The organism is Paracraurococcus ruber (assembly GCF_004353985.1).
GTDB classification, from domain to species: Bacteria; Pseudomonadota; Alphaproteobacteria; order Acetobacterales; family Acetobacteraceae; genus Paracraurococcus; species Paracraurococcus ruber.
Genome location: NZ_SMOA01000179.1, coordinates 1 through 11,777 on the forward strand (window position 1 = coordinate 1; position 11,777 = coordinate 11,777).

The window sequence follows — 11,777 nt, forward strand, 5'->3', positions numbered from 1 at the left end:
GACCGGTCCGGCACGCAGGCCATCGGCGGCGGCCAGGCGGTGCCGCAGAACACCGCCGCCGGTGCGCCCGGCTGGGTGCAGCGCGGGCCGGACGAGGCGCCGAAGCCGGCGACGGTCGCCGCCGCCTCGCTCGGCGGCGCCGCGGCGCGCAGCACGCAGCAGGCAGGGCAGACCCGTCCCGTCACCGAGGCCGGCTGAGGGAGCGCGCACATGCCATCCGACATCCCGCGCGACGGCGACCGCAGCCTGCCCGAGCTGTTCGGCAGCCTGATCAACCAGCTCTCCACCCTCGTCCGGCAGGAGGTGCGGCTGGCCCGCGCCGAGATCGGCGAGAAGCTCGGCGATGCCAGCGGCGCCGTCACGCCCATCGCCGCCGGCGGCGGGCTGCTGCTGGGCGCGCTGATCGTGCTGCTCTTCGCCCTCGTCTCGCTGCTCGTCGCCTTCGGCATCGCCCAGGGCCTTGCCGAGCTGATCGTCGGCCTGCTGGCGGCGCTGCTCGGCTACGGGCTGGTCCGCAGCGGGCTCGCGCAGCTCAAATCCTCCAACCTCGTGCCCAGCCGCACGACCACGCAGCTCTCGCGCGATGCGCAGGTGGCGAAGGAACAGGTCCGATGAGCAGCAGCACCGATCCGGGCAACCGCTCCGCCGCCGAGATCGAGCGCGAGGTGGAGCGCACCCGCGCCGGCCTGACGAACACGCTGGAGGAGCTGCGCGAGCGCGCCTCGCCCGCCCAGCTCTTCGAGCAGGCGGTGGACTATGTCCGCAGCTCCGGCGGCAACGACATGCTGCGCAACCTGGGCGGCCAGGTGCGCGACAACCCGCTGCCGCTGCTGCTGATCGGCGCCGGCATCGGCTGGCTGATGCTGAACGGCAAGGGTGGGGGCGCGGGCGGGACCGCCGGCCACGCATCCTTTGCGGGCGGCACCCGCCTGGTCGGGGCCGGCAATGCCCGCATCCGCGTCCATGGCGGCGTGGAGGCGGATGGCGCCGGGCGCGGCAGTGTCGCGGGCGCGGCCGACCAGGCGATCGACCGCGCGGGCCAGGCCTATCGCGGCGCAGCCGATGCCGCGTCCTCGGCCGCCGGCAGCGTGCGGGATGCGGCCGGCTCGGTCGCCGACAGCCTGCGCGGCGCCAGCCAGTCCGTGGCGCAGGGCGTCGCCGATACCGGGCAGGAGCTGCGGTCGCAGGCCGGCGAGCTCGGCACGCAGGCGCGCGAGGGCGCGGCCTGGCTGCTGCGCGAGCAGCCGCTGGTGCTGGGTGCGCTCGGCCTGGCGCTGGGCGCCGCGGTGGGAGCGCTGCTGCCGGGCACCGAGGCCGAGGACCGGCTGATGGGCGAGGCCCGCGACGAGGTCGCCGATCGGGTCCAGTCGGCGACCGGCGAGGGCTATGCGCGGCTGAAGGACAAGGCCGGCGAGCACCTGGAGCGGGCGCAGGCCGCCATGAGCCAGGCGACAAGCGGCGCCGGGGAAGGCGCCGGGCGACTGGGCGAGACTCTCGCGGATGCGGCGCGCGAGACCCGCGGTGCCCTGCGCGAGGCTGCGCATGACCTGGCCGGCGAGGCGCGCAGCGCCCTGCCCACCGGCGAGCAGCAGCGGCCCAAGGTGATGCCGGAGCCGCAGACCGCGCCGCGCGGCGGCCCCGCCTGACGCGGCCGGCCTGACCGAGGGGAGCGCCGGCCATCCGGCCGGCGCCCCGTTCCGACGCCGCCGCACTGCAGCGGCCGCATGGCCGGCCCGCGGTCGCGCGGCCATCGGCGCCTCCGGATGGCGCTGCCGTCCGGACGCATCGCGGTGGGGCGGCCATGCGGCGCAGCCGCGCGCATCATCTGCGGTAACCATGATCGCAGCCGAACCGGAGGGCCTGCTCGCCGGCTGATTGGCGGGGCGCTGGCCGGCGGCGGGGCTGGTCACGGTGTCGTCTTCCGCGGCGAGGTAGGGGCCGCCCGCGGCGCTGCCGGGGGTGGATCGCATCGGTGCCGGCTTCGCCGATGGCGGCGCCCATACCGTGTCGGGACCCCGAAAGTGGCGGCGACTTCCGCGCGTTTCAGGGATCCCGGCCTGTTGCCGGCGGATGAGCATCGGTGGCTCGGCGCGCGGCAGGCGGCGCGGCTCCGGCCTGCCCGCGCCGACCCGCCGCTGGCCGCCTTGGGGCATGCCATCACGCTGGCGCGTGTGCGAGGCGCGCGCGCATCCGATGCCGCCTGCGTGGCCGGCGGCATCCGCCCGGCGCTGCCGGCGCGGCGCGCGGCAACGCCGCCCGAGTCCGCTATGGGACTCTGCGCGATCCTGCAACTTTCACCGGCGTCATCGGCATCCCGCGGCCGGCCGATACGTTGACGGGCGGAATGCGCCGGCACCCCATATCGCCGGCGCGCTGCAGGAGCACGGCATGACCAGCATACGGGATTACGTCCTGGCCCAGTTCTCGGAGGCCGCCTTCCTCGACGCGCCGGGGACGCTGCCGGCCGGCTTCACGCCGCTGACGGCGCAGCAGCTGGGCGTCGTCATCGATGCCCCGGGCGAGAGCTTCCAGAACGGCGTCTACCGCTTCGACAATGCCGCGGCGCTGGTCGGCGTCGGCACGCTCGGCGGGCTGCAGACCCTGGTCGTCGCCTTCCGCGGCGCCGATGACCGCGTGGATTCGAATGCCGTCCTGCGCGACCCGGCGACCGAATACGCCAAATTCGCCGAGCTGGTGGCGGCGGTGGACAGCTTCGCCGCCGGCGGCCAGGTGCAGCAGCTGGCGATCACCGGGCACAGCCTGGGCGGATCGCTGACGCAGCTCTACATGGCGGCGCATCCGGCCGGCACGCTGCCCGTGCCGCTGTTCGCCGACACCTTCGGGTCGCCGGGCGCGCTGGTGACGGATACGCCGGATGCCCGCATCACCAACTACGTGGTGGTGGACGACCCGGCGGTCTGGCTGGGGGAGAACCGCCAGGCGGTGGGCAATGTGCTCGGCAGCAGCGACCTGGTTGCGCGGGGCGTGGCCGACCAGGCGGCGAATGTCTTCCCCGGCCTGACCAGCGACGATGCCCGCGCCGCGGTGCCGCTGCTGACGACGAATTACGAGAATGCCGGCACCGACGTGAACCTGCCCGGCAAGGCCGGCGGCACCGGCCCGATCAGCAGCGTGGCCGGCCTGGTCACCGCCGACCCGGACCAGCACGAGATCTCGCTCTATGTGCGGGAAGTGGGCGCGCTGGCGGTCCGCACCCCGGGCAGCGGCACCGAGGCGCTGTTCGATGCCGCCTACTACCTGCGGCAGAACCCGGATGTCGCCGCCGCCGGGGTCAATGCGCAGCAGCACTATGACAGCTTCGGCTTCAAGGAAGGCCGCGATCCCTCGGCGCTGTTCAGCACCAGCTTCTACTTGGCCGGCAACCCGGACGTGGCGGCGGCCGGCGTGAACCCGCTGCAGCACTACGAGACCTTCGGCTTCAAGGAAGGCCGTGACCCCGACCCCTTCTTCGACACCAGCTTCTACCTGCAGAACAACCCGGACATCGCCGCCGCCGGCATCGACCCGCTGGTGCACTACCTGCTGTTCGGCTGGAGCGAGGGGCGCGACCCGAGCGCGGAATTCGACACCAGCAGCTACCTGGCGGCGAACCAGGACGTGGCGGTGGCGGGGGTGAACCCGCTGCTGCACTACCTGGAATTCGGCATCGCCGAGGGCCGCGTCATCGCCTGAGCCGGCGCGCGGGAGGCGCCGCCGACGGCTGCCCGGCGTGCCAGCGCCGGGCGGCCGCGGCGGACCATCCTGCGGCGGACCGGCGGTCCGCGCCGTCGGTCCCGCCCGGGCCGCGTCAGGCCGGGCGCGGATGCGCCAGGTTCATCGCCATCAGCCCGGCCGCCAGCCGGGCCAGGATGCGGGCGGCGCGCAGCCGCACCGCCGCCTGGTCCGCGGCGCCGCGGTCGCCGGCCTCCGGCACGGTGCAGCCGGCAAGCTGGATGGCGGCGCCGAGCAGCTGCGCCTCCAGCACCGCCGTCACCGCGCCGGCCGGCGCGTCGGGGCCGCATTCGGCGTCCACTGCCTCGCCGGCGCGGTCGATCTCCGCCTCCACCCGGGCGTCGTCGGCGACGATGGCCATGATTTCGGCCGGCGGGTCCGGCTCCTCGCCCTGGCGCAGCGCCAGCAGGGCCATGGCGCCGATCAACATGTGCAGCGGCCCGCCATCCCCGCCCTGGTCGGCGAAGGCGCCGAAGGCGACGGCCAGCGAGGCCTCGCCCAGCACCTCCCGCGTTTCAGCATCCATGCCGGTCATGGCTGTCACGCCGGCATCCTCCGGCGGCGGCCCGCCCGCCTCGGGCAGGCCGCCCTCGGCGCAGGCGCGGGACAGGGTGGCGAGCGCATCGAACAGGCGCTGCTCGGACGGGGCGGGCATCGGCGATCCTCCGGAACGGGTCCGCCCCAGAACGGCCGCGGCCGCCTCCGGATGCCGCGCCGCAGCCGCGGCCGGCCTGTCGCGCGGGGGTGCGGGGCCGCCATCGCGGCCGGGCGCGGCACCGCGGCCGCCGATGCATGCCGCCGATGGAGGAAGGGACGGCGGCGTGCAACGTGGCGTTCACGGGCGAACGCCGGACCGCCGCAGCCGTTCGGTCGCAGCCCGGCGTCACGCGATGGGCGCGCCGGCCGCCCCGCGATCCGCTAAGGGCCATGGGGTGCTTAGGGCCATGGGGTGCGGAGCGGGATCGCGCCGCCCGGCGTTGACGCCGTTCCGCAGCCCCGCGCACGCCCGGATGTTCGCCGCATCCTGGGCGTCGGGCGCCGGGCGTCCGGGCCAGACGTTCGGGAAAGCATGCCCATCGGCACACTTCCGGGCGCGCGCCGCCCAGGGTTGCGGCGGGCCCGGGTTCGCCGGTTGGATGCCGTCACACAGATCGAGGAGACCGCGCATGTCGGACAGCAGCACGGGGCTTTCCATCGCCATCACGCCCATGCACCGGACGGAGGAAGGAATCTGGGAATCCGGCAGCCGCGAGAATCCGCAATTCCTGCTGGTGGAGATCATCCGCGGGGAGGGCGAGTCGATCGCGCCGGTGGTGGAATGCCGCGACGAGCGGAGCGCCGCCCTGGCGGCGCGGGTGGTCGCCGGCACCATCGCCGCGCTCGGCCTGGGGGAGGCGGCGGAGGAGGAGGCGCGGATCGATGCCTTCGACGAGGTGACGGCGCAGATCCTGGCGGAGAACCCGACGCCCGAGGTGGAAGCGCCGGCCGGCGCCTGGACCGACCCGGACGATGCCGGCCCGGTGCCCGCCCCGCCGACGCATTGACCACCCCGGCGCCGGCCGGGGCCGGGCGAGGGCCGGGGCGGCCTGCGGTCACGCCCCGCGGTCATCCTCCCCGGCCGCGATCCGCGCCAGCAGCCCGGGCACCTCGGCCGGCAGGTCGCGCGCCAGGAAGCCGACCGGCCCCTGGCGCATCGCCAGGCGCTCCCCGGCCACGCCGTGCAGGAACACGGCCCAGAGCGCCGCGTCGAGCGGCGCCGCGCCGCGCGCCAGCAGGCCGGCGAGGATGCCGGCCAGGGTGTCGCCGGAACCGCTGGTGGCGAGGCCGACATTGCCCCGGGCGATGTGGAAGCTCTCGCCCTCCGGCGTGGCGACGAAGCTGCCGCCGCCCTTCATCACCACCACCGCCCGCAGCGCGGCGGCGGCGCGGCGCGCGGCGCCCAGCCGGTCGGCCAGCACCGCGTCGCGCGGGATGCCGAGCAGCGTCGCCATCTCCCCGGCATGCGGGGTGATCACCAGGCGGCCCCGCAGGCCGGGCGGCGTGGCGCCGGGGCGCAACGCCCGCAGCGCCACGGCATCCAGCACGAAAGGCACCCCGGCCCCCGCGGCCCGGGCCAACAGCGCGCCTGCCAGCGCCTCGGCGGCGTCGGCATCGGTCATGCCCGGCCCGACCAGCACCGCATCCGCCTCCTCGGCGCGCGCCGCCAGCCCCGCGGCCTCGGCGGGGGCGATGCCGCCCGCCGCCGTCTCCGCCAGGCCGATCACCCGTGCCTCCGGCATCGCCAGCGCCAGCGGGACCGCGACGCTGCGGCAGGTGGCGATGCGCACCTTGCCGGCGCCGGCCCGCAGCGTGCCCAGCGCGGCCAGCAGCGCGCCGCCCGGCACTTCCCGGCTGCCGGCGATGACCAGGGCGCGGCCGCGCGAATCCTTGTCCTCGCCCTCCTCGTGCCGGGGCAGCGGCCTGGCGCGCAGGACAGCCTCCGTCACCTCGACCGGCGCGCTCATCGGGCGCCCGCCGGCGCGTCGGGCTCGGCCGTCACCGGCGCGCCCTGCTCATGCAGCGGCGCGACGAAGTTCCAGCGCAGCAGCACCGGCCCGCCGTCCCGCCCGCGCGCCGGGTCGAAGCCGTATTCGCTGAGGCCGCAATTCGCCACGTCGCCCTCGGCATCGATGGCCAGGACCGCCTCCTCGTCGAGGCCCTCGATCAGGTAGCGGAGGCAGAGCACGACGACCTGGTGCGCGACGATCAGCACCCGCGCGCCACCATGCCGCAAGGCGATGCCGTCCATGGCGCTGCGCAGGCGCAGGATGACGTCGCACCAGGATTCGCCGCCCGGCGGCCGGTGGTAGAACTTCCCCAGCACGCGGCGGAATTCCGCCTGTTCCGGATGGTGCCGCGCGATGCCGCGGGTCGTCAGGCGGTCCAGCACGCCGAACTCCTTCTCCCGCAGCCGCTCGTCCTGCTGGAAATCGGCCGGCGCGGCGACGAGGCCGCCCGCGGCATGCATCAGGGCCGCGGTCTGCCGCGCCCGCCGATAGGGCGAGGTGAGCACGACATCGGGCCGCTCGGACTCCGGCATCTCGGCGAACCAGCGGCCGAGGGCGCGCGACTGCCGCTCCCCCAGCGCCGAGAGCGGGACATCCGCATCCCGCCCGCTGGTCTCGATATGCGTGCGCCCCGCGGACATGGCGGCGCGCCGGGCCAGGTTGCCGGCGCTCTCGCCATGCCGCACCACCCAGAGCCGTTGCGGCCAGCGTTGCTGCGTCATGCCAGCCGCAACGCGGCGGGGCGGTGGCTGTTCGCCGCGCAGCCGCGGCAGGGCGTAACCGGCCGCCCGGCGCGGCCGGCGGATCCGCCATGCCGGATCGGCCGGCTGCGGACGCTGCCGGACGCGGCCTGCCGCATTGGCGCCCGGGCCTTCGGCAACCGGACCCGGCGGATCCTGGATGGGGCGGGTGCGCGCGCCCCGGCTGCGGGCGCTGGTGGGCCACCCAGTCAGGCGCCCGCCGGAGGCGGTGCGGGCCGATCCGGCGGCTGCGGGAGGCGCGGGAGGGCACGCAACGATGGCAAGGCCGGGCTACCCCGGCGGTGCCGGATGAGCCAGGGCCGGGCCGGGGCCTTCGAGGTCTCCCGGCCCGCGCCGCGGCACCGCTGGCAGGGCGGCGCGGCTGGCGGAAGCGGAGCCGCCCGACGCCATGGCGCCCGGATCGCGGTTGCCGCAGGTCGGGTGACGCGCCGCCGCGCCCATGCCGCAGGCGCGTCGGCGCGCGCGACGGCATCAGGCGCGCCCGGACGAATGCCTGGCCGGGGCCGATCGGCGGCTTCGGCGGCGTCGAACGCGCGGGCGCGGCTTCGGCTACACGGGCTGCAACGGATGATGTTCGCCATCCGGCAGCAGTACCTCGATCGCGTCGCCGGGCCGCACCTCGCCACCCGCCAGCACCACGCCCATCACGCCGGCCTTCCGCACCAGCGACCCATCCGGCGCGCGGTCCAGGCAGGCCGCCATCAGGCCCTTCTGGAAGCGGTCCAGCTGCACGCAGGGATTCCGCAGCCCGGTCACCCGGATCTCCGCCGCGCCGATGCGCAGCCGCGTCCCGGCCGGCAGGCCCAGCAGGTCCAGGCCGCGGGTCAGCACATTCTCCCCGATCGCGCCCGGCTGCACGGCGAAGCCGCGCTCGGCCAGCTCCGCCAGCAATTCCGCGTGCAGTAGATGCACCTGCCGCAGGTTCGGCTGCGTCGGGTCGCGCGCCACGCGCGACCGATGCTTCACCCTCTCGCCCAGATGCGCGTCGCCCTCGACGCCGAGGCCCGCCAGCAGGCGGATCGAGCCCGTCACCGGCTTGCTGAAGGCGTGCGCGCCGTTGCGCGCCACCGCGACCACCACTGCCTGCATCCCGGCTCTCCTTCCCTCATCCGGCCGCGCGGTCGAAGGGATCGCGGTCCGGCGTCCAAGGCGCGCTGCGCGGTCCCGCCGGCACGCCACGGGGCCAGGCCGGGGCGGCGTGCGATCCCGGACGCAGGGCGCTGTAGCACCCCTGGCGGCAGGCCGGCATCATGCGGCGCATGAGCCCGCCCGACGCCGCCCACCGCCTCGCCGCCCATGCCGCCGGGCTGCGCTTCGCCGCCATCCCGCCCGCGGCGGTGGAGCAGGCCAGGACCTTCATCCTCGACACGCTCGGCGTCGGCATCGCCGGGTCCAGCGTGCCGGAGGCGGCGCCGCTGCGGGCCACCGCGCGCCGCTGGGGGGATGGGGAGGGGGCGCGGGTCTGGGGCACCGGCACCCGCCTCGCCCCCGGCGCCGCCGCGCTGGTCAATGCCTTCCAGGTCCATTGCCAGGAATACGACAGCCTGCATGAGGGAGCGGTGCTGCATGCCATGGCGACGCTGCTGCCGGCGCTGCTCGCCGAGGCCGAGGCACGGCCGGTCTCTGGCGCCGACCTCATCACCGCCGTGGTCGCGGGGGTGGATGTCGCCGCCAGCCTCGGCCTCGCGGCGCGGCAGGGCTGGCGCTTCTTCCGCCCGGCGACCAGCGGCGGCTTCGGCGCCGTCGCCGGCCTGGCCCGGCTGCGGGGCTATGATGCGGCGCGGACGATGGCCGCCTTCGGGATGCAGCTCGGCCAGGCCAGCGGCACCATGCAGGCCCATGCCGAGGGCAGCCCGCTGCTGCCCATGCAGATCGGCTTCAACGCCCGCGCCGCGATCCAGAGCTGCGACCTGGCCGAGGCCGGCTTCGCCGGGCTCGACGCGCCCTTCGAGGGCCGCTTCGGCTACCTGCCGCTGTTCGAGGGCGCCTGGGACTGCGCCGAGGTGCTGGACGCGCTGGGCCGCGTGTGGCGCGTGACGGAGCTGAGCCACAAGCCCTTTCCCAGCGGCCGCGCCACCCATGGCGGCGTGGATGCGCTGCTGGCGCTGCGGGCCGCGCACGGCTTCACGGCCGAGCAGGTCGAGAGCATCTCCGTCGCCGCGCCGCCGCTGATCAACCAGCTGGTCAACCGGCCGGCCCTGCCGGCGCCGGGCGCCGCCTATGCGCGGCTCTGCCTGCCCTTCGTGCTGGCCAAGCTGCTGCAGCACGGGCGGATCGAGCTGTCGCAGTTCCGCGGCGCGGCGCTGGCGGACCCCGTCACCTACGACCTCGCCCGGCGCGTGACGGTCACGCGCGTCGAGGACCCGAACCCCAACGCCCTGCTGCCGCAGGCGATGGAGGTGCGGCTGCGCGACGGCCGCGTGCTGACCCACCGCGTCGAGACCATGCTGGCCAGCCCGGCCAACCCGCTGACGCGGGAGCAGCACCTGGCGAAGTTCCGGTCCTGCTGGGCCTATGCCGCCGAACCGCTCGACCCCGCCGGCGCCGAGGCGCTGATCGGCCTGGTGGACCGGCTGGAGACGCTGCCGGATCTCGGCCCGCTGCTGGCCTGCCTCAGCCCCCCGGGCTGACGAGCCGCAGCCCGCAATGGGTGGCCAGCGGGGCGAAGTCGCGGCCGCGCTGCAGCAGCGGCACGGCGCGGGCGATGCACCAGGCGGCGATGACGAGGTCGGCCATGCCGCGGATGGTCACCCCCAGCGCCCGCAGCCGGCGATAATGGGCCGCCGCCTGCACCGCCAGCGCGTCGTCGCGCATGGTCACCAGGTCGAAGGCGCGCAGCCGCGCCTCGATCGCCCGCGCCCGCTCCTCCGAGGACGCGCCGCGCAGCACCTCCAGCAGCACGATGTCGCCGATGGCGATCGGCTCCCGCCCCGCCAGCCGCCGGAAGGCTCGCGCCTCGGGCGTCGCCGCGCCGCGCAGCACGTCGACCAGGACGCTGCTGTCGACGGCGATCAGCGGAGCGGCGCCTGCGCCCCATGCAGGCCCGAAAGCAGGTCTGCGGGCAGGTCCGCGGCGGGGTCCCGCCAGTCCGGGTCGCTGCCCCACAAGCCTTCGGCGGCCTCCCGCTGCCGGGCCAGGCGGACGATCATGCGCAACCCTTCTTCCACGGCGGCCCGCTTCGTCGGGTAGCCGCCGCGGGCCATGGCCTCGGCCATCAAGGCGTCGTCGATGTCGATGTTGGTCCGCATGCTCTGTGTGTATCGAGGTTCGTAGGGATACACAAATCGATTCAGAAGGCGATCTTCCCGAAGATCGCCGTCAGCGCCGCGAACAGCGCCCCGCCGACCAAGAAGCCGACCAGCGTGCCGTTCATGCGCACATACTGCAGGTCGCGGCCCACCCGCAGCTCGATCTTCTCGGTCACCTGGTCGGTGTTCCAGCCGGCCACCACCTGGGCGATGAAGGCCGAGAGCTGGATGCGCGCCGCCGGCAGCATGGTGACCAGGATGCGCTGCACCGCCCGGTTCAGCCGCTCCCGCGCCGCCCGGTCCTCGGCCAGCAGGCTGCCGGCATTGGCGAAGGCGCTCTCCAGCAGCGCCACCGTCCGGCCCTGCGGGTTGCCGGCATCCGCCTCCAGCGCCGCCCGCAGCCGGGTCCAGACATCGCCGAGCCAGGCGGTCACCGTCGGGTGGGTCATCGCCTGGCGCAGGGTGCGGCCGAGCGCCGCAGCGCGCTCCGGGTCGGTCTCCAGCCGGTCCAGCTCGGCGCGGACCCAGGTCTCGAAGGCCTGGCGCAGGTCGCTGTCGTCGGCCTCCATCCGCGCCAGCTCGGCATTGACCGAGGCCAGCACCCGCCCGGCCACGGCGGCCCCCAGCGCCCAGCCGACCAGCCTTCCGCCTTCCTCCCGCACCCGGGATTCGATGGCGCCACGGAGCTGGTCCTCCTTCTCCACCAGCAGGCGGCGCAGCTCGCGGATCGCCAGGTCGAAGACCTCCTGGTGGCGGCCGCCCTCGACGAGGCTGCGCAGGGCGCGGGCCGCGATGCGGGTGCCGCCCGGCCCGCCGGCCAGCCGCGGCAGCAGCCGGGCCAGCAGGCGGCGGGCGCGGCCATCCTCCAGGCTTGCCAGCAGCTTCGGCAGGGTGGCGGACAGCGCCTCCGCCGCCTGGCGGGCGGTGGCGGGGTCGGCCATGAAGCTGCGCAGGATGCCGGCGAGGTCCAGCCGGCCCAGCACCCGCTCCACCTCGGCCTCGGTGAAGACGTGGTTGGCGACGAAGCGGCCGAGGCCCTGGCCCAGCCTTTCCTTCTGCCGCGGGATGATGGCCGTGTGCGGGATGGGCAGGCCGAGCGGGCGGCGGAACAGCGCCGTGACCGCGAACCAGTCGGCGATGCCGCCGACCACGCCCGCCTTCGCGGCGGCCTGCAGCAGGTCGGTCCAGTAGCCCGGCGGCAGCCAGTAGGCGCCGACCATGATCCCGACCATCAGCACCAGCAGCAGGGTGGCGAAGGCGCGGTGCCGCCGCAGCGTGCGGCGCAGCGCGGCCTCGGGGTCGGGCGGCGCGGCGCGGCGGTCGGCGCCCTCCGGCGGGGGAAAGCGGGTCATGCGTGGCCCTTCATGCGTGCCCCTGGACGTCGCCGCCGCATTCGGGCGGCAGGGTGGCCCGGCCGCGTGGCGGCGTCCGGACGGTCATCGCCGGGCCGCGGCCGGCGACCCCGGCGGGCAGGGGCGGCCGGCGCCGGT

Annotated in this window: 13 protein-coding genes; 6 read left to right on the forward strand and 7 right to left on the reverse strand. The window is 75.9% G+C overall.

Features of this window, described 5'->3' with window-relative positions:
• The 4 genes from E2C05_RS33275 to E2C05_RS22815 all read left to right on the forward strand — a co-directional run.
• The coding region (locus E2C05_RS33275) for a hypothetical protein (protein WP_158292307.1) at positions 1-198 on the forward strand (198 nt) is incomplete at its 5' end.
• A gap of 12 nt (positions 199-210) precedes the next feature.
• Positions 211-615 (forward strand): phage holin family protein, encoded by a 405-nt coding sequence (locus tag E2C05_RS22805; protein ID WP_133221950.1) that lies wholly within the window; start codon positions 211-213, stop codon positions 613-615.
• Entirely contained in the window at positions 612-1,646 is a 1,035-nt protein-coding gene (locus E2C05_RS22810) for a DUF3618 domain-containing protein (RefSeq protein ID WP_133221951.1), read from the forward strand. The genes E2C05_RS22805 and E2C05_RS22810 overlap by 4 nt, the downstream gene beginning before the upstream one ends.
• A gap of 742 nt (positions 1,647-2,388) precedes the next feature.
• Complete coding sequence (locus E2C05_RS22815) at positions 2,389-3,693, forward strand: alpha/beta hydrolase family protein (RefSeq protein ID WP_133221952.1); 1,305 nt, start codon at positions 2,389-2,391, stop codon at positions 3,691-3,693.
• Between the two features lie 115 nt (positions 3,694-3,808).
• Here the strand turns inward: E2C05_RS22815 and E2C05_RS22820 are convergent, their stop codons facing one another.
• On the reverse strand, positions 3,809-4,387 hold the full coding sequence (locus E2C05_RS22820; protein ID WP_133221953.1) for a hypothetical protein: 579 nt from the start codon (positions 4,385-4,387) through the stop codon (positions 3,809-3,811).
• A 511-nt stretch (positions 4,388-4,898) separates the two neighbouring features.
• Between E2C05_RS22820 and E2C05_RS22825 the strand changes: the two genes are divergently transcribed.
• Complete coding sequence (locus E2C05_RS22825; RefSeq protein ID WP_133221954.1) at positions 4,899-5,276, forward strand: hypothetical protein; 378 nt, start codon at positions 4,899-4,901, stop codon at positions 5,274-5,276.
• Between the two features lie 48 nt (positions 5,277-5,324).
• Here the strand turns inward: E2C05_RS22825 and E2C05_RS22830 are convergent, their stop codons facing one another.
• The 3 genes from E2C05_RS22830 to E2C05_RS22840 form a co-directional block, all read right to left on the reverse strand.
• Complete coding sequence (locus E2C05_RS22830) at positions 5,325-6,236, reverse strand: NAD(P)H-hydrate dehydratase (RefSeq protein ID WP_133221955.1); 912 nt, start codon at positions 6,234-6,236, stop codon at positions 5,325-5,327.
• Positions 6,233-7,000 carry a histidine phosphatase family protein gene (locus E2C05_RS22835; protein WP_133221956.1) on the reverse strand — a complete coding sequence of 256 codons (768 nt, stop codon included), beginning with the start codon at positions 6,998-7,000 and terminating at the stop codon, positions 6,233-6,235. Before E2C05_RS22835 ends, E2C05_RS22830 begins: the two co-directional genes overlap by 4 nt.
• Before the next feature lie 588 nt (positions 7,001-7,588).
• Positions 7,589-8,128 (reverse strand): MOSC domain-containing protein, encoded by a 540-nt coding sequence (locus tag E2C05_RS22840; RefSeq protein ID WP_133221957.1) that lies wholly within the window; start codon positions 8,126-8,128, stop codon positions 7,589-7,591.
• A gap of 170 nt (positions 8,129-8,298) precedes the next feature.
• On the opposite strand from E2C05_RS22840, the gene E2C05_RS22845 reads away from it, so the two are divergent.
• A complete protein-coding gene (locus E2C05_RS22845; protein WP_158292308.1) occupies positions 8,299-9,669 on the forward strand; it encodes an MmgE/PrpD family protein in 1,371 nt (456 codons plus the stop codon).
• On the opposite strand, the gene vapC is transcribed toward E2C05_RS22845, so the two are convergent.
• Genes vapC through E2C05_RS22860 form a run of 3 tightly spaced genes read right to left on the reverse strand, consistent with a single transcriptional unit; the run spans position 9,653 to position 11,639 of the window.
• Positions 9,653-10,144: a type II toxin-antitoxin system VapC family toxin gene (gene vapC, locus E2C05_RS22850; RefSeq protein WP_133221959.1), complete on the reverse strand. Its 492-nt coding sequence runs from the start codon at positions 10,142-10,144 to the stop codon at positions 9,653-9,655. The two genes, E2C05_RS22845 and vapC, sit on opposite strands and share 17 nt — an antisense overlap.
• On the reverse strand, positions 10,051-10,287 hold the full coding sequence (locus E2C05_RS22855; protein ID WP_133221960.1) for a type II toxin-antitoxin system VapB family antitoxin: 237 nt from the start codon (positions 10,285-10,287) through the stop codon (positions 10,051-10,053). Before E2C05_RS22855 ends, vapC begins: the two co-directional genes overlap by 94 nt.
• A 41-nt stretch (positions 10,288-10,328) precedes the next feature.
• Positions 10,329-11,639 (reverse strand): DUF445 domain-containing protein, encoded by a 1,311-nt coding sequence (locus tag E2C05_RS22860; RefSeq protein ID WP_133221961.1) that lies wholly within the window; start codon positions 11,637-11,639, stop codon positions 10,329-10,331.
• Between the last annotated feature and the right edge of the window lie 138 nt (positions 11,640-11,777).

Coding starts and splice junctions, on each gene's coding strand:
- E2C05_RS22805 (WP_133221950.1), top strand. CDS start 211: ATGCCATCCGACATCCCGCGCGACGGCGACCGCAGCCTGCCCGAGCTG.
- E2C05_RS22810 (WP_133221951.1), top strand. CDS start 612: ATGAGCAGCAGCACCGATCCGGGCAACCGCTCCGCCGCCGAGATCGAG.
- E2C05_RS22815 (WP_133221952.1), top strand. CDS start 2,389: ATGACCAGCATACGGGATTACGTCCTGGCCCAGTTCTCGGAGGCCGCC.
- E2C05_RS22820 (WP_133221953.1), bottom strand. CDS start 4,387: ATGCCCGCCCCGTCCGAGCAGCGCCTGTTCGATGCGCTCGCCACCCTG.
- E2C05_RS22825 (WP_133221954.1), top strand. CDS start 4,899: ATGTCGGACAGCAGCACGGGGCTTTCCATCGCCATCACGCCCATGCAC.
- E2C05_RS22830 (WP_133221955.1), bottom strand. CDS start 6,236: ATGAGCGCGCCGGTCGAGGTGACGGAGGCTGTCCTGCGCGCCAGGCCG.
- E2C05_RS22835 (WP_133221956.1), bottom strand. CDS start 7,000: ATGACGCAGCAACGCTGGCCGCAACGGCTCTGGGTGGTGCGGCATGGC.
- E2C05_RS22840 (WP_133221957.1), bottom strand. CDS start 8,128: ATGCAGGCAGTGGTGGTCGCGGTGGCGCGCAACGGCGCGCACGCCTTC.
- E2C05_RS22845 (WP_158292308.1), top strand. CDS start 8,299: ATGAGCCCGCCCGACGCCGCCCACCGCCTCGCCGCCCATGCCGCCGGG.
- E2C05_RS22855 (WP_133221960.1), bottom strand. CDS start 10,287: ATGCGGACCAACATCGACATCGACGACGCCTTGATGGCCGAGGCCATG.
- E2C05_RS22860 (WP_133221961.1), bottom strand. CDS start 11,639: ATGACCCGCTTTCCCCCGCCGGAGGGCGCCGACCGCCGCGCCGCGCCG.